General features: G+C 69.2%; 23 protein-coding genes and 1 pseudogene. 16 read left to right on the top strand and 8 right to left on the bottom strand.

Annotation, left to right across the window (positions count from 1 at the left end; translation table 11 throughout):
- From hutU to ATK30_RS11490, 7 genes are all read left to right on the top strand, one after another.
- A complete protein-coding gene (hutU, locus tag ATK30_RS11520) occupies nt 1-1,662 on the top strand; it encodes a urocanate hydratase (RefSeq protein WP_101435605.1) in 1,662 nt (553 codons plus the stop codon).
- Nucleotides 1,659-2,855: an allantoate amidohydrolase gene (locus tag ATK30_RS11515; protein WP_101435604.1), complete on the top strand. Its 1,197-nt coding sequence runs from the start codon at nt 1,659-1,661 to the stop codon at nt 2,853-2,855. The genes hutU and ATK30_RS11515 overlap by 4 nt, the downstream gene beginning before the upstream one ends.
- On the top strand, nt 2,852-4,156 hold the full coding sequence (locus ATK30_RS11510; RefSeq protein ID WP_101435603.1) for a formimidoylglutamate deiminase: 1,305 nt from the start codon (nt 2,852-2,854) through the stop codon (nt 4,154-4,156). Before ATK30_RS11515 ends, ATK30_RS11510 begins: the two co-directional genes overlap by 4 nt.
- Nucleotides 4,144-5,289, top strand: a complete 1,146-nt coding sequence (gene hutI / locus ATK30_RS11505; protein WP_101435602.1) for an imidazolonepropionase — start codon at nt 4,144-4,146, stop codon at nt 5,287-5,289. Before ATK30_RS11510 ends, hutI begins: the two co-directional genes overlap by 13 nt.
- A 669-nt stretch (nt 5,290-5,958) precedes the next feature.
- Nucleotides 5,959-6,666 carry an FAD-dependent oxidoreductase gene (locus ATK30_RS46105; protein WP_244194585.1) on the top strand — a complete coding sequence of 236 codons (708 nt, stop codon included), beginning with the start codon at nt 5,959-5,961 and terminating at the stop codon, nt 6,664-6,666.
- Nucleotides 6,667-6,902: 236 nt separating this feature from the next.
- A complete protein-coding gene (locus ATK30_RS11495; protein ID WP_101435601.1) occupies nt 6,903-8,030 on the top strand; it encodes an inorganic phosphate transporter in 1,128 nt (375 codons plus the stop codon).
- An 11-nt stretch (nt 8,031-8,041) separates the two neighbouring features.
- Nucleotides 8,042-8,263 carry a hypothetical protein gene (locus ATK30_RS11490; RefSeq protein ID WP_101435600.1) on the top strand — a complete coding sequence of 74 codons (222 nt, stop codon included), beginning with the start codon at nt 8,042-8,044 and terminating at the stop codon, nt 8,261-8,263.
- Here ATK30_RS11490 and ATK30_RS11485 read toward each other — a convergent pair.
- Together ATK30_RS11485 and ATK30_RS11480 are read right to left on the bottom strand one after the other, a co-directional pair.
- Nucleotides 8,260-8,988, bottom strand: coding sequence for a hypothetical protein (locus tag ATK30_RS11485; RefSeq protein WP_101435599.1), 729 nt, complete (start codon nt 8,986-8,988; stop codon nt 8,260-8,262). The genes ATK30_RS11490 and ATK30_RS11485 overlap by 4 nt on opposite strands.
- Nucleotides 8,985-9,194 (bottom strand): hypothetical protein, encoded by a 210-nt coding sequence (locus tag ATK30_RS11480; RefSeq protein WP_101435598.1) that lies wholly within the window; start codon nt 9,192-9,194, stop codon nt 8,985-8,987. Before ATK30_RS11480 ends, ATK30_RS11485 begins: the two co-directional genes overlap by 4 nt.
- Nucleotides 9,195-9,428: 234 nt before the next feature.
- Between ATK30_RS11480 and ATK30_RS11475 the strand changes: the two genes are divergently transcribed.
- Both ATK30_RS11475 and ATK30_RS11470 read left to right on the top strand, forming a co-directional pair.
- Complete coding sequence (locus ATK30_RS11475) at nt 9,429-10,637, top strand: IS110 family RNA-guided transposase (protein ID WP_101433892.1); 1,209 nt, start codon at nt 9,429-9,431, stop codon at nt 10,635-10,637.
- A gap of 231 nt (nt 10,638-10,868) precedes the next feature.
- Nucleotides 10,869-11,078, top strand: a complete 210-nt coding sequence (locus ATK30_RS11470; protein ID WP_183126618.1) for a hypothetical protein — start codon at nt 10,869-10,871, stop codon at nt 11,076-11,078.
- On the opposite strand, the gene ATK30_RS11465 is transcribed toward ATK30_RS11470, so the two are convergent.
- Complete coding sequence (locus ATK30_RS11465) at nt 11,071-12,189, bottom strand: FAD-dependent monooxygenase (protein WP_101435597.1); 1,119 nt, start codon at nt 12,187-12,189, stop codon at nt 11,071-11,073. The two genes, ATK30_RS11470 and ATK30_RS11465, sit on opposite strands and share 8 nt — an antisense overlap.
- A gap of 50 nt (nt 12,190-12,239) precedes the next feature.
- On the opposite strand from ATK30_RS11465, the gene ATK30_RS11460 reads away from it, so the two are divergent.
- Entirely contained in the window at nt 12,240-12,791 is a 552-nt protein-coding gene (locus ATK30_RS11460; protein WP_101435596.1) for a TetR/AcrR family transcriptional regulator, read from the top strand.
- A 31-nt stretch (nt 12,792-12,822) separates the two neighbouring features.
- Here ATK30_RS11460 and ATK30_RS11455 read toward each other — a convergent pair.
- From ATK30_RS11455 to ATK30_RS11445, 3 genes and pseudogenes are all read right to left on the bottom strand, one after another.
- A pseudogene (locus ATK30_RS11455) lies at nt 12,823-13,156 on the bottom strand (P-loop NTPase family protein); the annotation flags it as partial.
- An 80-nt stretch (nt 13,157-13,236) separates the two neighbouring features.
- Nucleotides 13,237-15,657, bottom strand: coding sequence for an ATP-dependent helicase HrpB (gene hrpB, locus ATK30_RS11450; protein WP_167441882.1), 2,421 nt, complete (start codon nt 15,655-15,657; stop codon nt 13,237-13,239).
- A complete protein-coding gene (locus tag ATK30_RS11445; protein ID WP_101435595.1) occupies nt 15,654-16,484 on the bottom strand; it encodes a glutamate ABC transporter substrate-binding protein in 831 nt (276 codons plus the stop codon). The genes hrpB and ATK30_RS11445 overlap by 4 nt, the downstream gene beginning before the upstream one ends.
- A gap of 98 nt (nt 16,485-16,582) precedes the next feature.
- Between ATK30_RS11445 and ATK30_RS11440 the strand changes: the two genes are divergently transcribed.
- From ATK30_RS11440 to ATK30_RS11415, 6 genes are all read left to right on the top strand, one after another.
- Nucleotides 16,583-17,083, top strand: a complete 501-nt coding sequence (locus tag ATK30_RS11440) for a MauE/DoxX family redox-associated membrane protein (RefSeq protein WP_167442155.1) — start codon at nt 16,583-16,585, stop codon at nt 17,081-17,083.
- Nucleotides 17,084-17,088: 5 nt separating this feature from the next.
- Entirely contained in the window at nt 17,089-17,889 is an 801-nt protein-coding gene (locus ATK30_RS11435) for a DsbA family protein (protein WP_101435594.1), read from the top strand.
- Between the two features lie 78 nt (nt 17,890-17,967).
- Entirely contained in the window at nt 17,968-18,282 is a 315-nt protein-coding gene (locus ATK30_RS11430) for a hypothetical protein (protein ID WP_101435593.1), read from the top strand.
- The gene (locus ATK30_RS11425) at nt 18,279-19,385 is read left to right on the top strand and encodes a C40 family peptidase (protein ID WP_101435592.1); all 1,107 of its coding nucleotides are present in this window, start codon (nt 18,279-18,281) and stop codon (nt 19,383-19,385) included. Before ATK30_RS11430 ends, ATK30_RS11425 begins: the two co-directional genes overlap by 4 nt.
- A complete protein-coding gene (locus tag ATK30_RS11420) occupies nt 19,386-19,766 on the top strand; it encodes a hypothetical protein (protein WP_101435591.1) in 381 nt (126 codons plus the stop codon).
- Nucleotides 19,760-20,251, top strand: coding sequence for a YbaB/EbfC family nucleoid-associated protein (locus ATK30_RS11415; RefSeq protein WP_101435590.1), 492 nt, complete (start codon nt 19,760-19,762; stop codon nt 20,249-20,251). Before ATK30_RS11420 ends, ATK30_RS11415 begins: the two co-directional genes overlap by 7 nt.
- A 623-nt stretch (nt 20,252-20,874) precedes the next feature.
- On the opposite strand, the gene ATK30_RS11410 is transcribed toward ATK30_RS11415, so the two are convergent.
- Nucleotides 20,875-23,364 (bottom strand): DNA gyrase/topoisomerase IV subunit A, encoded by a 2,490-nt coding sequence (locus ATK30_RS11410; protein ID WP_101435589.1) that lies wholly within the window; start codon nt 23,362-23,364, stop codon nt 20,875-20,877.
- Nucleotides 23,365-23,396: 32 nt separating this feature from the next.
- Nucleotides 23,397-25,448, bottom strand: coding sequence for a DNA gyrase/topoisomerase IV subunit B (locus tag ATK30_RS11405; RefSeq protein ID WP_101440752.1), 2,052 nt, complete (start codon nt 25,446-25,448; stop codon nt 23,397-23,399).
- Between the last annotated feature and the right edge of the window lie 36 nt (nt 25,449-25,484).

Below are 25,484 nucleotides of genomic sequence, written 5' to 3'. Positions count from 1 at the left end.
ATGACTAGCACCGCCCGTACCGTCCGAGCCGCCCGCGGCACCTCGCTGACCGCGAAGAACTGGCAGACCGAGGCCGCGCTGCGGATGTTCCACAACAACCTCGACCCGGAGGTCGCCGAGCGTCCCGAGGACCTCGTGGTCTACGGCGGCACCGGCCGCGCCGCGCGCAACTGGGCGAGCTTCGATGCGATCACGCGCGAGCTGACCGCGCTGGAGCAGGACGAGACGCTGCTGGTCCAGTCCGGCAAGCCGGTCGGCGTGTTCCGCACGCACGAATGGGCACCCCGGGTGCTGATCGCGAACTCGAACCTGGTGGGCGACTGGGCGACCTGGCCCGAGTTCCGCCGGCTCGAGCAGCAGGGCCTCACCATGTACGGCCAGATGACCGCCGGTTCGTGGATTTACATTGGCACGCAAGGCATTCTGCAGGGCACCTACGAGACGTTCGCCGCGGTGGCGAAGAAGCGGTTCGGCGGAACGCTGCGCGGCACGCTCACCGTCACCGCCGGCCTCGGCGGCATGGGCGGCGCGCAGCCGCTGGCGGTCACGATGAACGATGGCGTGGCGTTGTGCATCGAGGTCGACGCCCAGCGTGCGCACCGCCGGGTCGAGCACCGCTACCTGGACGAGGTGGCCGACGACCTGGACGACGCGATCCGGCGGGTCACCGCGGCGAAGAAGGAGCGGCGTCCGCTGTCGGTCGGTGTCGTCGGCAACGCCGCGGAGGTGCTGCCGGAGCTGCTGCGCCGCGACGTCGAGGTGGACATCGTCACGGACCAGACCTCCGCGCACGACCCGCTGTCCTACCTGCCCAAGGGCGTCAGCGTGGACGACTGGCAGGACTACGCGGCGAAGAAGCCGGACGAGTTCACCGACCGGGCGCGCGAGTCGATGGCCGACCACGTCAACGCGATGCTCGGGTTCCTCGACCGCGGCGCCGAGGTGTTCGACTACGGCAACTCCTTGCGCGGCGAGGCGAAACTCGGCGGCTGCGAGCGCGCGTTCGACTTTCCCGGTTTCGTGCCCGCCTACATCCGGCCGCTGTTCTGCGAGGGCAACGGGCCGTTCCGCTGGGCCGCGCTGTCCGGCGACCCGGAGGACATCGCCGCGACCGACCGCGCGATGCTCGAGCTGTTCCCGGAGAACGAATCGCTGGCCCGCTGGATCAAGATGGCCGGCGAGCGTGTCGCGTTCCAGGGCCTGCCCGCCCGGATCTGCTGGCTCGGCTACGGCGAACGGCACCTGGCCGGCCTGCGCTTCAACGAGATGGTGGCCAGCGGCGAGCTGAAGGCCCCGGTCGTGATCGGCCGCGACCACCTCGACTCGGGCAGCGTCGCCTCGCCGTACCGCGAGACCGAGGGCATGGCCGACGGCTCCGACGCGATCGCCGACTGGCCGCTGCTCAACGCGCTGGTCAACACCTCGTCCGGGGCGAGCTGGGTGTCCATCCACCACGGCGGCGGGGTCGGCATGGGCCGGTCCATCCACGCTGGGCAGGTGAGCGTCGCGGACGGCACGCCGCTGGCCGCGCAGAAGCTGGAGCGGGTGCTCACGAACGACCCGGGCATGGGCGTCATCCGGCACGTCGACGCCGGATACGACCGGGCGGCCGAGGTCGCCGACGAGCGCGGCGTGCGGGTGCCGATGCGGGAGCAGGCGTGACCGCATCCGAGCTGCTCGCCGAGATCGCCGACGTCGGGCGCGACGCCCGGCGCGGCGGTTACTCGCGGCACGCGTTCGATGCGCCGGAGCATGACCTGCGCACGTGGTTCGTCGAACGGGCGCAGCAGGTGGGCCTCGACGTCGAGACTGATCGCAACGGCAACCTTTGGGCGTGGTGGGGCGCTCCCGGCGCGAACGCGGTCGTCACCGGCAGCCATCTGGACTCGGTGCCGGGCGGAGGCGCGTTCGACGGGCCGCTCGGCGTCGTGAGTGCGCTGGCGGCAGTAGAAGCTTTGCAAGCCAAGGGGTTTCGTCCGGCCAAGCCGTTCGCGGTGGTGGTCTTCGCCGAGGAGGAGGGCGGCCGCTTCGGCGTGCCGTGTCTCGGTTCGCGGCTGCTCACCGGGACGATCGACGCGGACCGGGCCCGGGCGCTGCGTGATCCGTCCGGCGTCACGTTCGCCGAGGCCGCCGCGAAGGCCGGGCTGGACGTGGACCGTGTCGGCGCGGATCCGGATCGGCTCGGGCTGATCGGGCAGTTCCTGGAATTGCATGTCGAACAGGGCAGGGGACTGATCGACCTCGGCTCGCCGGTGGCGGTCGGCAGTACGGTGATCGCGCACGGCCGCTGGCGGTTTTCCTTTGCCGGACAGGGAAATCACGCGGGTGCGACGTTGCTCGCGGACCGCGTGGATCCGATGCTTCCCGCTGCCGAGACCGTGGTGGCGGCGCGGCAGTTGGCGCGGAAGTTGTCGGACGCGCGGGCGACTGTGGGACGGCTGGTGCCCACGCCGGGCGGGACCAACGTGATCGCGTCCACTGTGGATCTATGGCTGGACGCGCGGGTGCCAGGTACGTCGACTCCGCAGCTGGTCGAGGAGATCACGCAGGCGGCGCGGGCTGCTGCGGAAGCCGAAGGGTGCGAACTGGCGGTCACGCGCGAGTCGTACTCCGACGACGTGGTGTTCGACGATGCGCTGCGGCGGTCGCTGGGGGAATGGCTGGGCAATCCGCCCGAGCTGCCCACCGGTGCCGGGCACGACGCGGCGATCCTGGCGGGATTCGTGCCGTCCGGGATGCTCTACGTCCGCAATCCGACCGGGATCAGCCACGCTCCGGAGGAATTCGCCGAGGCGGACGACGTCGAAGCTGGCGCTCGGGCGCTGGCCGAGGTGCTGGAGCGGCTCGCGCGATGACCACGTACTGGTGCGAACGGGCCTGGCTGCCCGACGGAGTCGCGGAAGCGGTCCGGATCGAGATTGCCGACGGCCGGATCGTTTCGGTGACCGCGAACGCGCAGAAGACCGGAACTGTCCTTAATGGACTGACTTTGCCGGGGTTCGCCAACGGGCACTCGCACGCGTTCCACCGCGCGCTGCGGGGCCGGACGCACCACGAGCGGGGCACGTTCTGGACGTGGCGGGAGCGGATGTATTCGCTCGCCGCCCGGCTCGATCCGGATTCGTACTACCGGCTCGCCCGGGGCGTCTACGCCGAGATGGTGCTGGCGGGCTACACGAGCGTCGCCGAGTTCCACTATCTGCACCACGGGCCGGGCGGCAAGCCGTACGCTTCGCCTAACGCCATGGGCGACGCGTTGCGGCAGGCCGCGCGGGACGCCGGGATCCGGATGACGCTGCTCGACACCTGCTATCTCGCGGGCGGCATCGGTGTGCCGCCGGACGAGGTACAGCAGCGATTTTCGGACGGTTCCGCCGAAAACTGGGCGGAACGCGTCGCGCTGCTGAAAGAAGACGACCTCTTTCGTGTCGGTGGGGCGATCCACTCGGTGCGCGCGGTGCCGGAGTACGAGCTGCCGAAAGTGGACAACGCGGTGCCGGAGGACCGGCCGCTGCACATCCACCTGTCCGAACAGCGCGCGGAGAACGAGCAGTGCGAGGCCGCGTACCGCTGGACGCCGACCGGGCTGCTCTGGGATTACGGCGTGCTCGGCGAGCGGCTTACCGCGGTGCACGCGACGCATCTGACCGAGCAGGACATCAAGTGGCTGGGCGAATCCCGGAGTGGCGTGTGCTTCTGCCCGACCACCGAACGGGACCTCGGCGACGGCATCGGACCGGCCCGGAGCCTGCTCGACGCGGGCGTGCGGCTCGGCATCGGGAGTGACAGCAACGCGGTGGTCGACGCGTTCGAGGAGACTCGGGCGCTCGAGCTGGACGACCGGCTCGCCAGCGAGGAACGCGGCCGGTTCACCGCGGAAGAGCTGCTCGTCGCCGGCACCGAGCACATCTCCGCGGGCTGGCCGGAGACCGGCACTCTCGCGGCCGGTGCCGGGGCGGACCTGGTCACCGTCGCGACGGACACGGTGCGCACGGCCGGGATCGAACCGTCCGGCGTGCTGTTCGCCGCCGCGGCCGCGGACGTCCGTACCGTGGTGGTGGCCGGACGGGAAGTGGTGCGCGACGGTGCGCACGTGCTGATCGAACGACCGGAAACCGTACTGGCCAAGGAGATCGAGGCGCTGTGGCAGTTCTGATCACCGGAATCGGCGAGCTCACCACGAACGACCCGGAGCTGGGCAAGCTCCGCGACGCAGCGCTGGTGCTCGACGGCGAGACCGTCGCGTGGGCCGGTCCGGCCGCGCAGGCTCCGGACGCCGACGAGCGCGTGGACGTCGAGGGCCGCGCTGTGCTGCCCGGGTGGGTGGACAGCCACACCCACCTCGTGTTCGCGGGCGACCGCACCGCGGAGTTCGAGGCGCGGATGGCCGGACAGGCTTACGCGGCAGGCGGAATCGCCGTCACCGTCGACGCGACGCGGGCGGCTTCGGACGAGCAGCTGGCGGCGAATCTGCGTCGACATGTCGAGGAAGCGGCTGCGCAGGGCACCACTTGCCTGGAGACGAAGACCGGTTACGGCCTCACTGTCGCGGACGAGGCACGATCGGCGCGAATTGCCGGCGAGGTCGCCGACGAGGTGACGTTTCTCGGGGCGCACCTCGTCCCACCGGGTGCCGATGCGGAGTCCTATGTGGACTTGGTCTGTGGCGAGATGCTGGACGCGGTCGCTCCGCATGTGCGGTGGGCCGATGTGTTCTGCGAGACCGGGGCGTTCGACGAGGCTCAGTCGGCGCGGGTGCTCAAGGCGGCGGCGGAGCGTGGGCTTGGTCTGCGGGTGCACGGCAATCAGCTCGGCGAGGGCCCCGGTGTGCGGTTGGCGGTGGAACTGGACGCGGCGAGCGTCGACCACTGCACGTACCTGAGCGACGCTGACGTCGAGGCGCTCGCGTCGTCCAACACGGTCGCGACGGTGTTGCCCGCGTGCGATTTGTCGACGAGGCAGTCGCTTGCTCCGGCGCGGCGGTTACTCGACGCTGGCGCGACGGTCGCGTTGGCGAGCAACGCGAATCCGGGCAGCTCGTACACCACGTCGATGGCGTTCTGCGTGACGACGGCCGTGCTGCAGATGCGGATGACCGTGGACGAGGCCGTGTGGTCGGCGACGGCCGGCGGCGCACGGGCGCTTCGTCGTGATGACTTCGGGTACCTGCGGCCGGGTGCGCGGGCGGATGTGCACGTACTCGACGCCCCGTCGACGACGCATCTCGCTTATCGGCCCGGGGTCCCGTTGACCCACGCGGTGTGGCGGAAAGGGGCAAAGCTGCGTTGATCAGGTGGCGACGGAGTCCGCGGCTGCGCTAGCGTGCAACGGAACAGGACGCGCGAAAGGCCATTGTCCGGTATGGGTTAGGCCGGACGGCTCATTCGCTCTCTTTCCGAGCGCCCGGCTCAAGCGGGCCAGCCCAGTGCGTCCCTCTCGAACCAGAACGTTGGTACGGAAGGGACTTCGCGGATGGCGAATAACGCCGACGACACCGTGCTCGTGATCGGGGCCGGGCTCGGCCGGCTGTGCCTCGCCCAGGGGCTGCGCAAAGCCGGGATCCCGTGCGAGGTCTACGAACGCGATTCCCGCTGGACGCGCGCCGGCAGGGTTATCGGCTGCACATCGATTCCCGCGGCGACCAGGCGCTGCGGGAAGTCCTGCCACCCCACCTGCACGAGCTGTTCCTGGTCACCTCGGGCCAGCCGCGCAACGCCATCACGATCTACAACAGCCAGCTGACGCCGCTCACCGAGTTCGTGCTGGACGACGGCGGAGTGCAGCGCAACGTCAACCGGTTCACCCTACGGCAGATCCTGTTCGAGGGACTCGGCAACGTCCGCTTCGGCAAAGAGTTCGTCCGGTACGAAACGCATGACAACGGCGTGATCGCGCACTTCGCCGACGGGACACGCGCGCGGTGCGGTTCTCGTCGGCGCGGACGGCGTGAATTCGCCGGTGCGCTGGCAATACCTGCCGCACGCGCGGGTCGCCGACACCGGATTGCGGCAGCTGCACGCGAAGTTGCCGCTCACCGCCGCGAACCGGGAACTGTTCGACCCGGAGATGTTCGCCGTGTTCACCATTGTTTCCGGGCCGGAGAAGCAGATGATCGGCTTCGCGCCGGTCGACTATCCGGAGCCGATCGCCGACGTGTGCGCGCGCCTCGCACCGCGGGTTCGGCTCAGCCCCGCCGAGCCGTACCTGGCCTGCGCTTTCGGTGCGCGCCAGGAAATCTTCGGACAGACCGACGACGAACTCCGCGCGCTGTCCGGGCACGAGATGCGGAAGTTCGTGCTTGACCGGGTCGCGGACTGGCATCCGCGGGTGCGCCGGATAGTCGAAACTTGGCTCCCGGATTCGCCGTTCCTCGTTTCGATCCGGACCAGCGTGCCAACCGGGCCGTGGGAGCCGTCGCGCGTGTGTCTGGCCGGCGACGCGATCCACGCGATGAGCCCGGCCGCCGGGGCCGGGGCGAACACCGCGATGCGCGACGGTGCCGCACTCGCCGCCGCGTTGAGCAGCGGCCAGCCGGCCGCGATCGGGGAATACGAAGCGGAAATGCGCCGGTACGGGTTCGACGCGGTACGCGAGTCCGCGGCTACCGGGGCGGAGCATCTGGGCCAGAACCCATTGCCGGAAATATCCCGCATACCCGTTTCCTGAAGGCCCGGGAAGTGCGCGGGGGCAGAGTTCCTGCCCGCGCGCCCACCCTTGAGCGCGGTCTCGAACCGCTCGGGCAACGATGAAAAAGGACCAGCAGGTGAACGGGCGAAAACCCTGGCCGCTGGCAAGATCCAGTTCATTCAGAGTTCAACTACTGGCCACTCGCTGAGGGATCTGGAGACACCCTTCGCGTCGGTACCGTCATTCCCGCAGGACACTCAAACCGGAGAGCGGGCATGGACTTTTCTCTCATCGTCCTGGTGGTGATCGTCGCGGCGCTGGCCTTCGACTTCACCAACGGGTTCCACGACACGGCCAACGCCATGGCCACTTCTATCGCCACCGGTGCGCTGAAGCCCCGGGTCGCGGTCGCGATCTCCGCGGTATTGAATCTCGTCGGCGCGTTTCTTTCGATCGAGGTCGCGAAAACCATTTCCGGCGGAATCGTCGACGACACCAAGGTCACGCCGGTGGTGATTTTCGCCGGACTGGTCGGGGCCATCGTCTGGAACCTCGTGACGTGGCTCGTCGGGCTGCCCTCGAGTTCGTCGCACGCGCTGTTCGGCGGGCTGATCGGGGCGACCTGGATCGCGTCCGGCGCGGACGCGGTGCATTTCACGAAGGTCGTCGAAAAGGTGCTCATCCCGGCGGTCGCGTCGCCGGTGGTGGCGGGCGTCGTCGCGCTCGTCGGCACCTTCCTCGTCTACCGGATCACCGCGAAGTCCCGCCAGGACGTCGTCGGCAAGGGCTTCAAAACCGGCCAGGTGCTTTCGGCCAGCCTGGTTTCGCTCGCGCACGGCACCAACGACGCGCAGAAGACGATGGGCGTCATCACGCTCGCGCTGATCGCGGGCGGTTCGCTCGCGCCGGGGTCCAGTCCGCCGGTCTGGGTCATCCTCTGCTCCGGCACGGCGATCGCGCTCGGCACCTACTTCGGCGGCTGGCGGATCATCCAGACAATGGGCAAGAAGCTCACCGAAATCCAGACACCGCAAGGGTTTGCCGCGGAGACGAGTTCCGCGGCGGTCATCCTGGCCTCGTCGCACCTCGGCTTCGCGCTGTCGACCACGCACGTCACCTCGGGCGGCATCATCGGCTCCGGGCTCGGCCGCAAGCTCGCCGAGGTCCGCTGGGGCGTCGCGGGCAAGATGGTGATCGCCTGGGCGCTCACGCTTCCCGCCGCGGCGATCGTCGGGGCTATCGCCGCCGCGGTCTCCACGCGCGGCAGCTGGGGCACCGTCCTCGTCGGCGGAGTCGGGGTGCTGCTCGCGGTGGGCATCTGGCTCGTGTCGCGGCGCAATCCGGTCACGCCGGCCACTGTCAACGAGCCGGATGCCGCCGAGGCCGCTCCGGTCGCGGCCTGAGAGAGGACGACATGGCGATCAACTGGGGTGCCCTCGGCATCGTTTTCGTGGTGTCGCTGGTGGCGGCGGTCGTGCTCACCGGACTGTTCGCGTACGGGGTGCGCGGGCTGTCCGAGCGCGTGACCGCGCGGGCGAACGGAGGCACCGGCACGGTTCAGCTGACCGGCGCGGTCGTGTGCTTCACGATCTGCGCCGCGGTGATCGGATACGGGATCTACCTGATCGTGGCCTAGTCGAGCGCCGCCTCCGCGCGGGCTCGCAGTTCTTCCGGAAGCTCGCCGAGCAGCGGTCGTACCGTTGCCCGGCGAGTTTCGTTCAGGTGGGCCAGCACGTCCAGCGCTGGTGCCCACAGCGACTCGTCCGCCGCGGCGGCGCGGACCAACGAGGGTAGCCGGTCCTCGCCGAGCAGGCTGAGCATGTGGTAGATCCGGGTCGGGTCGTCCAGCACATACGCGGTGCGCAGCAGACCAGCGTCGTCCAGCAGGCCGACGCAGCGGCGCACTGTGTCGTCCGGCAGGTGGCCGACGAACCGGCCCAGCGTGATCCAGTCCTCGCGGCGGGTCAGTTCCTCGGCGACCGCCACGACCGTCGTCACCGGGATCCGCGTGATGATCGACGTCGCGCGCCGCGGATCCAGCTCCGCGGCGACCGAGGCGAGGAACTTCGGCGACAGCCGTTTCGCGACATCGACGCCGCGCGACACATCGACCAGCCCGGCGATCCGCGCGCACAGCAGCGGGCCGAACACCTTCTCCGCGATCTTCGCGGTCACCCCGGCCGGCAGCAGCTTGCTCGCCAGCGCCATGCGCTCCAGCACGACGAGGTTCGCGTCGAACAACGTGGTCGTCATCTGCTCGCGCAGCAGCCGCACCTCGCCCTGGTCGACGTCGGCGAGGTAGTTGAGCCGGGCTGGGTCGACGTCCAGCACCCGGGCGAGCTTGAGGATTTCCGGGTTCACAGGCCGACCGCTTTCCGCACCGCGCCGCGCAGCAGCGCGGGCACGTACTTCAGGCTTTCCTCACCCGCGCGGGCGAGGGCCTGCGCCTGCCGGTGCCGGGCGTCGCGCAATGCCGCCGCCAGATCCTGTTTGTGCTGCTCAGGCAGGGATTCAATGCCGTCCGGCAGTGGAGCGCCGAGCTGTTCGGCCAGGGTGGGTTCAGCCATGGTGACCCATCATGCCGCCCTACCTTTCAGGGATGTCCGCGGTCCGCGAGGATCGGCGGATGCAGGTGGAGCGGGTATGGCTTTCATGCCTGCTGCCGGTGATGGTTCAGAGTGCTGTGCCGCCCGCTCCACCACCTGGTTCTGACCGCTGATTAGGCACTGCGAACCATCGCTATGTAGGGCGTTGACGGCGGAATCGGGACGCACCACACCGTGTGATCGACCGGAGGTTCGATGGCAGTAAAAGCAGGCATCGATGTCGCCAAGGAGTTCCACTGGGTCGCGATCGTCGCCGCCGAGACCGGGAAAGTCCTGCTCTCCCGGCGCGTCGACAACGACCCGGACAGCATCGACGCCCTGATCGCCCAGCTGCGCCAGGCCGAAGCCGAGCACGGCGAGCTCACCGCCGCGATCGACCTGATGGGCGGAGTGGCCAGCTTGCTGACCGCCATGCTGCTGGAGGCAGGTGTCCGCCTGGTCCACGTCCCGGGCCTGGTGGTCAACCGAGCCCGCCGCGCCAGCAAGGGCGGCGAAGCCAAATCCGATCCCCGCGACGCGGCCACCATCGCCGACCAGCTGCGCCTGCGCGACGACTGGCGCATCGTCACCGCCGAGGACGACATCACCCTCGACCTGCGGATGCTGGTCTCCCGACGCCGTGAACTCGTCATCGATCAGACCCGCCGCCTCAACCGGCTGCGCGAAACCCTGGCCGGGTTCTTCCCCGGCCTGGAACGCGTCGTGGACGTGACCAACCTCAGCGACCTGCGGCTTCTGGTCCGCTTCGTCACACCGGAAGAGGTCCGCGAAGCCGGACGCGACGGCCTGATCGATCACATGCTGGCCGCGGGCGTCCGCCGCAGCTATGCCGAACCCTTGGCAGGCAAGGCGATTGCGGCCGCTCAGGCCCAGCATGTGATCGTTCCCGGGCAGAAGCGCATGGCCGAGTTCGCCCGCGAGTTCGCCACCGACGCGATCGCGGCCCGGCACCGCATCGGCGAACTGGAGAACCAGATCGCCGACGGGCTCGACCGCCACCCTGACGCGGCCCTCGTCCGAAGCCTGCCGGGGATGGGGGCCACCCTGACCGCGGAATTCCTCGCGGAGGCAGGAAACCTGGACCGCTTCGCCAGCGCCGATCAGCTCGCTTCGGCCGCCGGCCTCGCGCCGGTCCTGCAGCAGTCCGGGAAGATGAACTACCTGCGGCGAGCCACCGCCGGCAGCAAACACCTGAAGTTCATCTTCTACCAGTCCGCGTTCTGCGCGATCCGCACCGACCCACTCAGCAAAGCTTTCTACCAGCGCAAACGCGCCGAAGGGAAGCGCCATCACCAGGCACTGATCGCGCTGGCCCGACGACGCATCAACGTCCTCTACGCGCTCCTGCGCACCCGCCAGCCTTACCAGGCCGACTACCGACACACCACGGCTACCGCTGCTTGACATAAACATTAGGCAGCACGATCGCGCCCTTGACCTTCGGCAGTGGTGACGAATCGGACTGTCCCTGTAGCGCCAGCGGAATGCGGGAGGCGACGCGGTTCCGCTGACGCTCGAACTGACCGCCTTCTGGCGACGCTCCTGTAGGGACTGCCGCTCGGCGCGGCGAACCGGCCCGGAACGACCGACATCGCCCGCACCCTGCGCGAGAACCTTGCGGAGCAAGCCGCGAAGGTGCCCGCTCGCGCCCTGCCTGACTTCGTCGTCAAACTCCTTGCCCGGCGAAACCCGCCGATGGCGATGCTGCGCTTCGAACTCGGCCGCACCAGGCTCGTCGACAGCAGCAAGGCGCGTACTCGACTCGGCTGGAAATCCCGCCCTGTTGAGCCAACGATCATCGACACCGCGAACGCGCTCCTCGCGTCCTCGGATCGCTCTAGCTGAGTGCTGGCGGTTGCCAACGACTGATGCTGGCTCCCACCCGGGTGGTGACCGCCGCGGGCAACAGCCGGGTGAAGGCCGACCGGAGCGCGACCGCTGCCGGGTTGCGGAGCAGCGGCCCGCTGGCGCCGGCTTGAATGGAGGCCTTCGCGACCTTCTGCGTGCGTGGGCGACGTTCCGCGTCATAACGACGGAGCGCTTCGTCCACTGTGGACTCTTTGACGTGTGAAGCCAGCACCACCGCGTCCTCCAGTGCCTGGCAGCCGCCTTGTCCCAGGAACGGCGGCATCGCGTGCGCGGCGTCCCCGAGGAGCGCGATGCGGCCGCGGGTGTAGCTGGGCAGCGGCGTTGCCAGGTGATGCGTGTCGTGCAGCAGGATTTCCGGGGTGGTGTCGATGAGCTGCGGAATCGGGTCGTGCCAGCGGCCGTACTTCGCGCTCAGGTAGGCGTGGACGTCGGCATGCCGGATCCCGGCTGGGCGGGCTTCGGAGACCCACCAGTACACCTCGTCGTCCAGCAGGGGTAGGACGCCGATTTCGATTCCCGCCGCCCATGTCGTGCTCAAGGTGGGCTTCAGCGGCAGTTTGGCGATGCCGCGGAACGCCGCACCACCGCTGTACGCCACACGTGCGGACGGGAAAAGCGCCTGCCGGATCGGGCTGTGGATTCCGTCGGCCGCCACGATCAGGTCCGCTTCGATCGAGCCGGAGTCGTGGTGCACCAAGCCGTTCTGCTCGACGCTCGTCACCTCGACTCCGGTCCGCAGGCATTCGTCCGGCAACGCTGACCGCAGCGTTTCGATCAGGTTCGCCCGGTGCGTCGCGCCCAGAGGCAATCCGTGGCTGCGCACGAAGAGGTCCGCGTCCCAGTTGGCCAGCCGACGCCCGCGCCAATCGACCAGGCCGCCGCCGCGCTGTGCGGAGATCCGCGGTTTGACGCCCAATTCGGCTAATGCCCGCTGCGCGTTGGGCCACAAGGAGATTCCCGCGCCAATGGCCGTGAACTCCGGCGCGCGCTCCAGCACCGTGACCTGCCAGCCGACCTTGCGCAGGCCGATCGCCGCGCCCAATCCGCCGATGCCGCCGCCGACCACGATCGCGTGTCGCTGAGCCATGCCACCCTCCTCTACGTCTGTAGAGGACTCTACACCTGTAGTGTGGCGGGGTGGAGCGGACAGCGGTGATCGGTGACGCGGCCATCGAGGTCATCGCGGCCGAGGGCATGCGGGGACTGACCCATCGCGCCGTCGACCGGGCGGCCGGGCTGCCTCCGGGCTCGACGTCGTACTACGCGCGCACGCGGGCGGCGCTGCTCGAACTGGCCGCGGACCGGATGATCGCGCTCGACCAGGCCGAGGTCGCGCCGCCGGCGGGGACGCTCGCGGAGTTCCTCGGGGCGATGGTCCACCGGTCGATCACCGTCGGGCGCACCCGGATGCTCGCGCGCTACGAATTCGCGCTGGAATCGACGCGACGGCCGGAGTTGCGGGCTCGATACGACGTTGGCGGGCTGGAGTTGCGTCGGCGGTGCGCGGAGGTACTCGCCGCGGCTGGGTCACCCACCCCGGAGGACCACACGCGAGTGCTGATCGGCTGGCTCGACGGATCGATCTTCGACGCGTTAGCGGGCACGGGCTCCGTCAACCCGCCGACCGAAGCCGAACTGGTCGCCGGAGCCCGTGCAGTCCTTGCCGGACTGGGATTGCCGCACGCCTGACCGGTTCAGGCGTCGCGGCGGTTCAGCAGTGCTGGCTCACGCCGAGGGAGAACGTGCCGGTGCGCTTGCTCGCGACGACCGTGCGCGAGCACTTCCTCGACCCGGCTCGCGGCGATTCCGTTGCTGCGCGCCATCGCGAGCAGATGCTTCCCCGCGCGGCGGGGTGCACGGCTTCCGCATCCAGCAGCGCACCGACTTCCCGCAGCGGAAACCGTAGTTCCGCATACGGTTTGCCGCGGATCAGTGCGTCACCGGAGTCCGGCCGGTCGAGGCCGACAGTCATCCGCATAGTGGTGGACTTGCCCGCGCTGGCCGTTGACCACCGGTTTCTGGCCGTAGCGCTTCGTCAATCCGCGAAACGTGATCGTACGGCGAAGTCTGCGCCCGCGCGGCGTGCGTGGACATCAGCCGGCCGTCCCGGGCCGACCTCGACTTTAGGCAGGGGTCAGCGGGACCGGCGGGTGGTGTGCCGGGTCGGCTTGGCGGTCGCGGGGTCCTCCGGCCACGGATGCTTCGGGTAACGACCGCGGAGATCGGCGCGGACGGCGGCGTACCCGGTGCGCCAGAAGGATTCGAGATCCGCGGTGACCGCGGCTGGGCGACCGGCGGGCGACAGCAGGTGCAGCACGACCGGCACGCGACCGTCGGCGAGCGACGGCGTTTCGGTCCAGCCGAACGTCTCCTGCAGCTTCACCGCGAGCACGGGCTGGTCGCCGTGGTAGTCCACGCGGTAGTGCGAACCGGACGGGACTTCGAGCCGGTCCGGAGCGAGTTCGTCGAGCCGCGCTGCTTCGGGCCAGGGGAGCAGGCCGCGCAGGGCAGTTCCGGCGTCGATGTTCGCCAGATCGGCTCGGCGGCGAACCCGCGAGAGATCCAGCCAACTGTCTACATCAGACAGAAGATTCTCGTCATCCACGGACGGCCAAGGATCGCCCAGTACGCGGTGCAGGAAGGCCAGACGTTCGCGGAGACGGGTACCGTCCTGGGTCCACCGCAGCAAACCGAGGCCTTCCGTGCGGAGTCCGGTGACCACTGCGTCGTGGACTTTCTGCGGATCTGGGTTGCGCAAAGGCTTTTCGGACAACACGATCGCGCCCAGCCGACGCACGTGCCGGGCGACGACATCGCCGTCCCAATGCACTTCGTCCGCTTCGGACACGAGGGTCGGCGCGGCTCGGACGGCCAGCGCTTCGTCGGCGGTCGCGGCGAGCCGGATCGTGCCGTGCACGCGGCCCGGGTCGCGGGTGGCTTCGGCGACGGCCAGCCATTCAGCGTCACCCAGTCCGCTTCCGCTGGGCAGTTCGGCCGCGGTGCCGCTGGCCATCAGATACACCGGTGCCGATCCCGTGCGCCGCCGCGCCAAGCGTTCCGGATGCGCGAGGGCGACGACCAACGCCGCGTCCGGGGCCCCGGAGGCTGGCGAATTGACCAGTGAGGCCAAGCGTTTCGCGTCCCGTTGCCATCGACGGGCCGCGTCGTCGTGCGCGGAACGGAGCCGGCGCAGTTCGGCTTCGACATCGGTGAGCGTCGCTGCGGCATCGAGCAGCGCGACGACTTCCGCGGCGGCACGGGCTCCGACGGCCTCAGCGCCGTCCAGCAACGCGCGCGCGAGACGAGGATGCAAGCCGAGGTCGGCCATTTTCTGCCCGCGCGGCGTGACAGCACCGTCGGCCGTGGTCGCGCCGAGGGTGACGAGCAGGCTTCGCGCGGCGGCGAGCGCACCTTCGCCGGGCGGGTCCCACCAGGCCAGGCCGGTTCCGTCCGGAGTGGACCAGCAGGCGAGCTCCAACGCGAACCGCGCGAGTTCGGCGGTGCGGATTTCCGGCTCCGGGTATGCGGGCAGCGTCGCTTGCTCGTGCTCCGGCCAGCAGCGGTACGCCCGGCCAGGTGCTTCGCGACCTGCCCGGCCAGCGCGTTGTTCCGCCACCGCAGCCGAAACCCGCACCGTGGCGAGCCCGGCAAGACCGCGTCGATGATCGACCCGGGGGACGCGGGCGAGACCGGAATCCACGACCGCGCGGACGCCCGGAACGGTCAGGCTCGACTCGGCGACGGCGGTCGCGAGAACTACTCGCCGCCGGTCCCGTGGCCGCAATGCTTCGTCCTGTCGGGCAGCGGAAAGCCGTCCGTGCAGTGGCAGCACATCTGCGTCCAGCGAACTCAGCAACGCCGACGCGCGCGCGATTTCCCCGGCACCAGGGAGGAACGCGAGCACATCACCGTCTCCCTCGGACAGTGCTTTCCGGACCGCCGACGCGACCGCGGCTTCCGGACGTTCCCCGCGCGCCGGAGCGCGGTAGCTCAGCTCGACCGGATACGTGCGGGCGTGTGCGGTGATGACCGGAGCGTCGCCGAGCAGTTCGGCCAGCCGTCCGGACGCGACGGTCGCCGACGTCGCGAGCAGCCGCAGGTCGTCGCGCAACCCGGCGCGGACGTCGAGGAGCAAGGCGAGCAGCAGGTCAGCGTCGAGATGGCGTTCGTGGCATTCGTCCAGCAGGACCGTCGACACCCCGGCCAGTTCGGGATCGTGCTGCACCCGCCGTACCAGCAGCCCGGACGTGACCACCTCGATCCGCGTGCGCGAAGACACCTTCCGGTCGCCGCGCACCGCGTACCCGACCGTCTCGCCGACCGGTTCGCCCAGCAGCGCGGCCATCCGCCCAGCCGCGGCCCGCGCAGCGAGCCGACGGGGTTCGGCGACCACGACGCGTCCTTCGCCGCGGTTCAGCGCGAGCGGCACGAGAGTGGTCTTGCCGGTGCCGGGCGGGGCGACGAGCACCGCGGCTCCGTGGTCGTCGAGCGCGCTCAGCACGGACGGCAGCACCGCGCGGACGGGCAGGTCCGGCAGCGAGGCTAGGTCGGTCACTGCTCGGTGATCTCCGGTGGATTCGGCAACGGGTAGTTCGACGGCCCGATGTTCGCCTCCAGCGACTTCCGCCAGGCCCCGGTCGACACCATCTTCCGGATGGCGTCGTCCACCGCGTGCTGGCCCTCGGTGTCGCCCTTGCGCAGGCCGATGCCGTACCGCTCGGTGGAGAACGGGCGGCCGACCACCTTCAGCAGCTCCGGATTCTGCGCGACGTACCCGGCGAGGATCACCGCGTCCGTGGTCACCGCGTCGACCTGGTTGGCCAGCAGCGCGGTGACGCAGTCCGGATAGCGGGGGTACTCGACCAGCTTCACCATCTGCGCGAACTTGTCCTTCACCATCTGCGCGGGCGTCGAGCCGGTGACCGAGCAGAGCCGCTTGCCGTTGAGGCTTTCCGGGCCGGTGATGTCCGGCGAGGTGAGCCGCACCAGCAGGTCCTGGCCGGTGACGAAGTACGGGCCGGCGAAGCTCACCTGCTGTTTCCGCTTGTCGGTGATCGAGTAGGTGGCCACGACCAGGTCGACCGCGCCCGACGTGAGGTCGGTCTCGCGGCGGGCCGGGGTCGTCTCGTGCCAGGTGATGTGGTCCGGGTCGACCCCCAGTTCGCGCGCGACGAAAGTAGCGACGTCGACGTCGAAACCGGTGAACCTGCCGTCGACCGTCCGCTGCGAAAGGCCGGGCGCGTCGAACCGGATCCCGATGGTCAGGTGGTTGCCGTCACGCGCCCGGGTGGGAAGCGGATCGTCCTTGGATACCGTCGACGATCCGCAGGACACGCAGCTGACCAGCAGAAACAGCGCGGCAACCAGTGCGCGAATCCGCATCGGTGCCTCCGCTTCGCCGGTTGGCTGCTCACATGGTTCTCAGGTCAGACGGTTAGCCTAAGCGCGTGCGCCGACTGCCCCAACCTGTACTCGACACCATCGGCACGCTCGCCCGGCTCGGGCTGGCTGCCGTGTGGCTCGTGTCCGGCGGTCTGAAGATCGCCGACCCGGGGCAGACGTACATCGCCGTGCAGGCCTACGACGTGCTCCCGCACGCGCTGGTGCGCCCGGTCGCCACTGGGCTGCCGCTGCTGGAGCTGGTGCTCGGGCTGCTGCTGCTCGCCGGGCTGGCCACGCGCTGGGTCGCGGGCGTCTCGCTCGTGCTGCTGGCCGTGCTCGTCGCGGGCATCGCGCAGTCATGGGCGCGCGGGTTGAGCATCGACTGCGGCTGCTTCGGCGGCGGCGGGCGCGTGAACGCCGGGCAGACCGAATACCCGCAGGAGATCCTGCGTGACGCCGGCTTCGCCCTGCTCGCGGTGTGGCTGCTCGCCCGGCCGCGCACGTGGCTTTCGGTCGACGGCTGGCTCGGCTGGGGCAAGGGCCGGAACTCCGGCGGGGCCTCGGACGACTACCCCAAGAGCATCGCGGAAGGGAACTAGGAACAGTGGGTGGAGCTGCGCGCAACGCGCGGAAAAGCCGTCAGCAGGCGGCGGCCGCGAGGTCGGTCGCCCAGGCGCGGGGCTCGGGAAGCGACCGGAACAAGATCATCGCGGTGGTGGTGGCCGTCGTGGTGATCGCCGCGCTCGTGATCGGCGGCGTGCTCTGGATCAACTCCAGCAAGAACGCGACGCAGGACAACGCGATCCCGGCGGGCACGCCCACGGCGCTCGGGCCGGGCGTCGTCGAGAAGCGCGACGGCGTCGTGGTGTCGGTCGGCAAGCCGGGCGCGCCGAAGACCATCGACCTCTACGCCGACTTCCTGTGCCCGTACTGCGCCAAGCTGCAGCAGGACTACGGGCCGCGGATGGAGCAGGCGATCAACAGCGGGCAGCTCACCGTGCGCTACCACATGGTGATCCTGCTCAACAAGAACTCGGACCCGCCGGGCTACTCGCTCGACTCGGCGAACGCCGCGCTCGCCGCTGCCGACGAGCAGAAGTTCACCGCGTTCCACGACGCGCTGTTCAAGAACCAGCCGCAGGAAGGCGGCCGCGGGTACGACAAGGCCCAGCTGATCAAGCTCGGCCAGGACCTGGGGATCACCGATCCGAAGTTCGCGCAGACGGTCAACGCCGGCACCTACGACCAGCAGCTGCAGACGGCGTTTCAGCAGATCCAGAGCGACCCGAAGCTGCAGCAGGACTTCGGCAACGGCCAGATCGGCTTCGGGACGCCGACGGTCGCGGTCAACGGCAAGGCCATTCCCGCTTCGGGGGACTGGCTGACGAAGGTTCTCAACGGCTGACCTGATTCGGTCATTTCGCCTGTCCGGGCACAATCCGTCCGCTAACCTGGGCCGCAGGGCTCAGGGGAGGGGCGGGTTGTGTCCGGTTTTCATGTCGACGACGGCGCGTACGAGAACTACGCGAAGCAGGTCGACCCACTTGGCGACGAGGTGCGGTCCGCCGCGAAGGCGTATATCGGTCCGCACGTGACGCTGTCCGGCGACGGGTTCTCCGCGATCGGGGACGAATCCGGGTTCGCCGGCGCGTATGGCGCGCGGATGCGGGCGCTGCAGGAACGGATGCACGTGCTCGGCGGCGGCTGGCACGACGTCGGCGAGGCCGCTCGGCGCACGCAGGTCAATTACGCCGCCGTTGAGCAGGAACACGGCGACGCTGTGCGCAGGCTTTCGTGAACGCTCCGGTCGACCATCTGGTCCGGAACGGCCTGGACACCACGAAACAGTTTGCCGCGAAGCTTAAGCACGATCCGGCGGCGATCAACGGCGCGCGCGACGGGCAGGTCGCGCTGCAGACGTCCGTTGGCCGGGCCAATCAGCACGCGGGCACTCAGCGGGTGAATCTGGCGGCGGCCAGTTCCGGGGCGACCTCGGAACGCGCGGTCGCGACGTCGAAGGATCTGGAGAAGGAAGTCCAGGACCTTCTCGACGAGAGCGCGGAAATCGAAGGAGCGGTCGCGGAGGCCGCGGAGACGCTGCACGTCGGTGAGATCCGCAACGATCAGGTGCGGGACGAGATTCTGCGCGAGATCGCGTCCTCGATGAAGGCGCTGGCGGCGGTCAACGGGATTCAGCCGCCGGAGAGCCGCGCGGCCGCGGCCCGGCAGATTCTGCTGCAGCTGCAAACGAAGATCGGGCAGTTGACCGGACAAGCGGCCACGTTCACCGAGGAGACGCTCGGGAAGCTGACCGGGCTGGGGCGACGGCTCGGCGGGTCGGAATCGACTTCCGCGAGCAGCGCGACGACCTCGGTGCCGCAGGCGTTCAACACCAACGGCGCGCACGTCAGCCACAGCGGTGGAGGCGACAGCGGTGGGGGTGGTGGCGGCGGGTTCGCCGGGAAACCGCGGTTGCCGGTGGCTGTTCCACCGCAGCCGGGCAGCGGGGTCGGGATCAACCTGCCGGGCGGGAAAACCGTGATGGCGCCGAACGAAACCGCGGCCAAAGCGGTGCGGGCGGCGTTGTCCCAGCTGGGCGTGCCGTATGTGTGGGGCGGCACCGCGCGCGGGCAAGGACTCGACTGCAGCGGGTTGACCATGACGTCCTATCAGGACGCTGGGCTGCAGTTGCCCCGGATCGCGCGGCAGCAGACTGTCGGGGCTGAAGTGCCGTCGATCGACCAGTTGCTGCCGGGGGATTTGGTGGTGTGGTCCGGGCACGTCGCGATGGTGATCGGCGACGGGCAGATGGTCGAGGCCGGGGATCCGGTGCAGATCAGCAAGATCCGCACGACCAACGCCGGACAGCAGTTCATCGGATTTTACCGGCCGACGGGGTGAGTGGTGGCTGAATTCGACATGGACCGCGCGGTGGCGCGGGTGATGGAGGAGGCCTCCCGGGCCGGGGATGCCGCTGCTGCTCGGTTCGAGCGCGCCGGGCCGGTGGTCGGGAAGGCTGCTGCGGGCGGGGTTTCGGTCGAGGTCGCGCCTGGCGGGTTGTTGACGGGGCTGACGGTGACTCGGGCTGCGTTGCGGAGCGGCTCGGAGGCGGTTGCCGCGCAGATTGTGGAGTTGTCTCGGCGGGCCGAGCGGCGGGCCGGGGATCGGATGCATCAGGTTTTGTCGCCGGTGCTGGGCGCGGAAGCGGTGGCTGCGTTGGGGTATACGGCGTTGAGTGAGGATGATCCGGATTTCTATGACGAAGAGCCGGTGACGTGGTGAAGACCCGGGAACTTATCGAGCTGGCCCGTTCTCGCGAGGCTGCGTTGGGGCAGGTCGCTTCGTTGATGGCGGAAGCGCGCGGGTCGGCTCATGCGGTGGATGGGTCGGTTGAGGTGACCGTGGATGCGCTGGGAGCGTTGAAGCGGTTGTGGCTATCGCCTTCGGTGGCGCAGTGGGATCCTTCGCGGGTTTCGGCTGTGGTGCTTGAGGTGGTTCGGGTGGCTATGGCTGAGGCTGAGCAGGATTGTTTCAACCGGGTGGGGTTATTGCTGGGGGAGGAGGCGGGGTTGCTGGTGGAGGCGTTGTCCGGGCGGGCGGCTCCGGCTCGTGCTGCTGATGACGATCCGGGGATGACGGTGGAGGAGTTTCAGCGGTTGAGGGGGGAACGGTTGGGGGAGAGGCGGTTTCCTGCTTCGGCTGTGGCTGAGTCCACTGTGGAGGACTGGGAAGACTTTGATCCGGCGTCGTTGCGTTCGGATCGGTGAGGGTTCTGCTGGTGAATCCGTCGTGGGTGAAGAGGGGTCGTGTCGTTGGGGTTGGGTCGGTGAGGGGCGGGGTCTGGTCTTGCTGTTGAGTCCATTGTGGATGGAGTGGGCTTCGGTGGGGCGGAGCGGTTCGGGGGCTGACGCCCCCTTCGGGGGTGGTGGTTGCGTGGGGCACCCCGAAGCTTGATTGTCACTACGGCGCGGGGGTGCTTGTCAAGGCGGGAAAGATGCCTTGCCAAGCACCCCCGCGCCGTGTTTTTGGCTTCGTATCGGGGTGTGGGGGTGGGGTGGGTGCCGGGATCGGTGGGTGCGTCGGCGGCGGTTGGGTGGTGGTCTGTGCGGGTTGGAGCCCGCACAGACGACGGCCCTGTGCCGCGTCGTCCCGCGCCGCGCCGCAGCCAGCGTGGGCTTGCGAGGTCCTTCGGCCTCGGTGAACGTGCCTCGGCCGCGCGTCCATCGTGCCCAAGGCCCTGCCGAGGGAATCCAAGGCCGTGAAGGGGGCTTCACGGGTAGCGAGGGGGCCGTGAGAGGAACCCTGAGGGGAGCAGAGTCCCTCAGGGTTCCCGTCAAGCATGGCGGCGGGTGGGTGCGCCCCGGTGTGGTCCTGGGTCGCGCCGTTTTGGCTAGCCGCGTTCGATGAGGTGGCCTACTACTTCTGGGCCGGGGTGGGCGTGGCCTGAGCCGTCGCGGCGGAGGTCTGCTTCGGGGAGTTCCACTGGGTCACCGGTGCGGCTCGCGCCTGCTGGGCGGGGGCCTACCCAGGCGACCTGGACTTCGGTTTCTCCCTTGAGGAAGCGGTGGGCTCGCACGCCGCCGGTGGCTCGGCCCTTCGCTGGGTATTCGCTGAAGGGCGTGACCTTGACGCTCTGTCCCGTTGCCGTCACGACCATCGGTTCGCCGTGTTCTTCGTCGTCGGTGCGGATGGCTCCGAAGAAGACCGCGGTGGCGTTCGCGGCCAGTTTCATGCCTGCCATGCCGCCGCTCTTCGTGCCTTGCGGGCGGATCAGGCTCGCGGCGAAGCGCAGCAGGGACGAGTCCGACGAGATGAAGGCCAGCGTTTCGTTTCCGTCGGTCAGCCAGGTCGCGCCGACGATCTCGTCACCGGGCTTGAGGCTGATGACCTCGAATTCGTCCGAGCGCACCGGCCAGTCCGGCGCGCAGACCTTCACCACGCCGCCGCGGGTGCCGATGGCCAGGCCTGGCGAGTTGCCTGCCTGCTCCCCCAACGGCGCGATGCCGACGACCCGCTCGCCCTTTTCCAGCGGCACCAGTTCTTTTGCCGCCATCCCGCCGCGCAGCGAGACTGTGCCTGCTTGTTCGGGGAGCACGGGCAGGGGCAGCACGTCCGTCTTGAACGCGCGGCCTCGGCTGGTCACCAGCAGCACCTGGCCGCGCGCGGTGGTGTGCACGACGGCTGATACGGCATCGTGTTTTACGCGGCCGTTTCGGCGGCGGACTTCCGACGCCTCTTCGGATTCCGCCGCGGTGCGGGCGACCAGACCGGTGGCCGACAGGATCACCTGGCACGGGTCGTCCGCGACTTCCAGCGGGCCGGACGGCTTCGACGCGGCCAGGACTTCCTTCAAGTCACCGTCGATGAGGCGGGTGCGACGTCCGGTCGGGAAGTCCTTGGCGATCTTCGCCAGTTCCGTCGACACGAGCTTCTTCAGGACCGACTCGTCCTCGAGGATCGTGGTCAGTTCCGCGATTTCCTCGCGCAGCTTGTCCTGTTCGCTTTCCAGCTCCAGGCGGTCGTACTTCGTGAGCCGGCGCAGCGGAGTGTCCAGGATGTAGGTCGCCTGGATCTCGGACAGCTTGAACTTCGTCATCAGGCCGTCCTTCGCGGCGGCCGCGTTCTCGCTCTCGCGGATCAGCCGGATGACCTTGTCGATGTTCAGCAGCGCGATCAGCAGGCCGTCGACCAGGTGCAGGCGCTCTTCGCGCTTGCGGCGGCGGTAGCGCGTGCGCCGCGTGACGACCTCGTAGCGGTGCTTCAGGAAGACTTCCAGCAGCGCCTTCAGTCCGAGCGTCTGCGGCTGCCCGTCGACGAGCACCAGGTTGTTGATGCCGAACGACTGCTCCAGCGGCGTGAGGCGATACAAATCAGCCAGCAGCGCCTGCGGGTTGACGCCCACCTTGCATTCAATGACGAGCCGGGTGCCGTTCTCGCGGTCGGTGAGGTCCTTGACGTCCGCGATTCCGGTGAGCCGCTTGGACTTGTTGACCTCGTCGGTGATCTTCTCGATCACCTTCTCCGGGCCGACGCCGTACGGCAGCTCGGTGACCGTGATGGCCTGCCGTCCGCGGCTGCCCTCCAGCGGGCCGGTCTCGACGTTCGCGCGCATCCGCACGACGCCGCGGCCGGTTTCGTAGGCCTTGCGGACCTCGTCCAGTCCCAGCAGGCTGCCGCCGGTCGGCAGGTCGGGGCCGGGGACGAACTCCATCAGCTTGTCGAGCGTGGCGTTCGGATGGTTGATCAGCCACCGCGCGGCGCCGATCACCTCGCCGAGGTTGTGCGGGATCATGTTGGTCGCCATGCCGACCGCGATCCCGGACGTGCCGTTGACCAGCAGGTTCGGGTACGCGGCGGGCAGCACCGAGGGCTCTTCGAGCGAACCGTCGTAGTTCGGCCGGAAGTCGACGGTGTCCTCGCCGAGCTCGCCGACGAGCAGCATCGCTTCGGGCGACATCCGGGCCTCGGTGTACCGCGAGGCGGCCGGTCCGTCGTCCGGGCTGCCGAAGTTTCCGTGCCCGTCGATCAGCGGGGCGTTCATCGAGAAGTCCTGCGCCAGCCGGACCATCGCGTCGTAGATCGCCACGTCGCCGTGCGGGTGGTACTTGCCCATGACGTCGCCGACCACGCGCGACGACTTCACGTACGCGTGCGTCGGGCGGTAGCCGTTCTCGTTCATCGAGAACAGGATCCGGCGGTGCACCGGCTTCAGGCCGTCTCGCGCGTCCGGGAGGGCGCGCGAGTGGATCACCGAATACGCGTATTCCAGGTACGAGTCCTCGATCTCCGTCTTCAGCGGGTTGTCGAAGACCTGCGCGCCCGGCGAGTCGAACGCGCTCGGGTCGACCCGGGTCACCGGGGTCTTGCTACGGCGAGCCATGGCTCACAACTCCTTGGGAACGAACGGAAAACTCAGACGTCGATGGCGTCGCGGTCGACGCGGTCGGACGATTCGACCAGCCAGTTGCGCCGCGGCTCGACCTTCTCGCCCATCAGCAGCTCCAGCGCCAGCTCCGCGGCCTCGACGTCCTCGAGCGTGATCCGCCGGACCGAGCGCGTCGCCGGGTTCATCGTGGTTTCCCACAGTTCGTCGGCGTCCATTTCGCCGAGACCCTTGAACCGCGGCACCGGCGTGACGACCTGCTTGCCCGCCGCCTCGAGCTCGGCGACCTTCTGCTCCATCTCGCGCTGGGAGAAGGTGAAGAAGGTCTCCGCACCGCGGCCCTTCGTGGTGACCTTGTGCAGCGGCGGCATGGCCGCGTACAGCCTGCCGTCCTCGATCACCGGGCGCATGTACTTCGCGAACAGCGTGATCAGCAGCGTGCGGATGTGCGAACCGTCGACATCCGCGTCCGCCATCAGGATCACGCGGCCGTAGCGCATCGTCGACAGATCGAACGTGCGGCCGGTGCCCGCGCCGAGCACCTGCACGATCGACGAGATCTCGGCGTTCTTCAGCGTGTCGCCGAGAGACGCCTTCTGCACGTTGAGGATCTTGCCGCGCAACGGAAGCAGCGCCTGGTACTCCGACACCCGCGCCATCCGCGCCGAGCCGAGCGCGCTGTCGCCCTCGACCAGGAACAGTTCGCTGCGCGAGACGCCGGTGGTGCGGCAGTCGACCAGCTTCGGCGGCATCGCCGCGCCCTCGAGCGCGGTCTTGCGCCGAGCGGCGTCCTTCTGCTGTTTCTGGGCGAGCCGCACGCGTGCCGCGTCGACCACCTTCTGCAGCACGATCTTGGCCTCGGACTTGGTTTTCCGGTCCTCGGTCCAAGCCCGCAGCTGCTTGTCGACGATGCCCTGGAGGACGCGCGTGATGCCCGCGGTCGACAGTTCGTCCTTGGTCTGCGAGGTGAACTGCGGTTCCGGCAGCCGGACGTGGATCACCGCGGTCATGCCCTCCAGCACGTCCTCGGTGGTCGGCGGGTCCTCCTTCGGCTTGAGCAGCCCGCGCGTTTTGCCGATCACGTCCTGCAGCGCGCGGGTGACCGCGCGGTCGAAGCCGCGCCGGTGCGTGCCGCCGTGCACGTTGCGGATCGTGTTGGTGAAGCACTCCACGGTGCGCTCGTAGCCGGTGCCCCAGCGCAGCGCGACCTCGACCTCGGCGTGTCGCTCCACATTGGACTGCATGACGCCGTTGGCGTCCGCGGCGTTCTCCTTGTACGTGCCCTCGCCGGTGATCATCAGCGTGCCGCAGACCGGTTTTTCGCTGTCCGGGGCGAGGAAGTCGACCATGTCCGCCAGCCCGTTCGGGAAGTGGAAGGTCTCCTCGTTGATGGTGTCCTCGAACGCGGTGCGCAGCACGTACGTGACGCCCGGCACGAGGAACGCGGTGTTGCGCAGCTTCGTGCGCACGCCTTCGACGTCCAGCGCCGCGCCGGTTTCGAAGTACCGCGCGTCGTACCAGTAGCGGATGGACGTGCCGCTGCGCTCGCCGCGCTTCATCTTGCCGACGAGGTTGAGCCCGGAGCGGCGGGTGAACTTCGCCTTCGGGCCGGGGCCGTCGAACACGCCGGGCACGCCGTGCGCGAACGACATCTGGTGCACTTTGCCGTTCTGCTTCACCGTGACGTCGAACCGGTGCGAGAGCGCGTTCACCGCGGAAGCGCCGACGCCGTGCAGACCGCCGGACGTCTTGTACCCGGAGCCGCCGAACTTGCCGCCGGCGTGCAGCCGGGTCAGCACCAGTTCGACGCCGGAAAGGCCGGATTTGGCGTGGACGCCGGTGGGGATGCCGCGGCCGTCGTCGTCCACCTGGACGCTGCCGTCGGCGTGCAGCGTGACGACGATGCGCGTCGCGTGACCGGCCACGCCCTCGTCGGTGGAGTTGTCGACGACCTCGGAGAACAGGTGGTTGATGCCACGGCTGTCGGTGGAGCCGATGTACATCCCGGGGCGCTTGCGGACCGCCTCGAGTCCTTCGAGGTGGGTCAGGTCGTCGGCCCCGTACAGAGTCTCAGCAGTCACGAGGTCGTTCTCCCGGATCGAGGCGAGCTGTTCGGT

This window comes from Amycolatopsis echigonensis, assembly GCF_002846615.1.
In the GTDB taxonomy this organism is placed as follows: domain Bacteria; phylum Actinomycetota; class Actinomycetes; order Mycobacteriales; family Pseudonocardiaceae; genus Amycolatopsis; species Amycolatopsis echigonensis.
This window is presented reverse-complemented; position numbering and strand designations above follow the sequence as displayed.

Bases quoted from the DNA above. Each gene is read 5' to 3' on its own strand.
- ATK30_RS11465 (WP_101435597.1), bottom strand. From the start codon at position 12,189: ATGGCTCAGCGACACGCGATCGTGGTCGGCGGCGGCATCGGCGGATTG.
- ATK30_RS11410 (WP_101435589.1), bottom strand. From the start codon at position 23,364: ATGGCTCGCCGTAGCAAGACCCCGGTGACCCGGGTCGACCCGAGCGCG.
- ATK30_RS11490 (WP_101435600.1), top strand. From the start codon at position 8,042: ATGGCGATCAACTGGGGTGCCCTCGGCATCGTTTTCGTGGTGTCGCTG.
- ATK30_RS11480 (WP_101435598.1), bottom strand. From the start codon at position 9,194: ATGGCTGAACCCACCCTGGCCGAACAGCTCGGCGCTCCACTGCCGGAC.
- ATK30_RS11495 (WP_101435601.1), top strand. From the start codon at position 6,903: ATGGACTTTTCTCTCATCGTCCTGGTGGTGATCGTCGCGGCGCTGGCC.
- ATK30_RS11445 (WP_101435595.1), bottom strand. From the start codon at position 16,484: ATGCGGATTCGCGCACTGGTTGCCGCGCTGTTTCTGCTGGTCAGCTGC.
- hutU (WP_101435605.1), top strand. From the start codon at position 1: ATGACTAGCACCGCCCGTACCGTCCGAGCCGCCCGCGGCACCTCGCTG.
- ATK30_RS11475 (WP_101433892.1), top strand. From the start codon at position 9,429: ATGGCAGTAAAAGCAGGCATCGATGTCGCCAAGGAGTTCCACTGGGTC.
- ATK30_RS11510 (WP_101435603.1), top strand. From the start codon at position 2,852: ATGACCACGTACTGGTGCGAACGGGCCTGGCTGCCCGACGGAGTCGCG.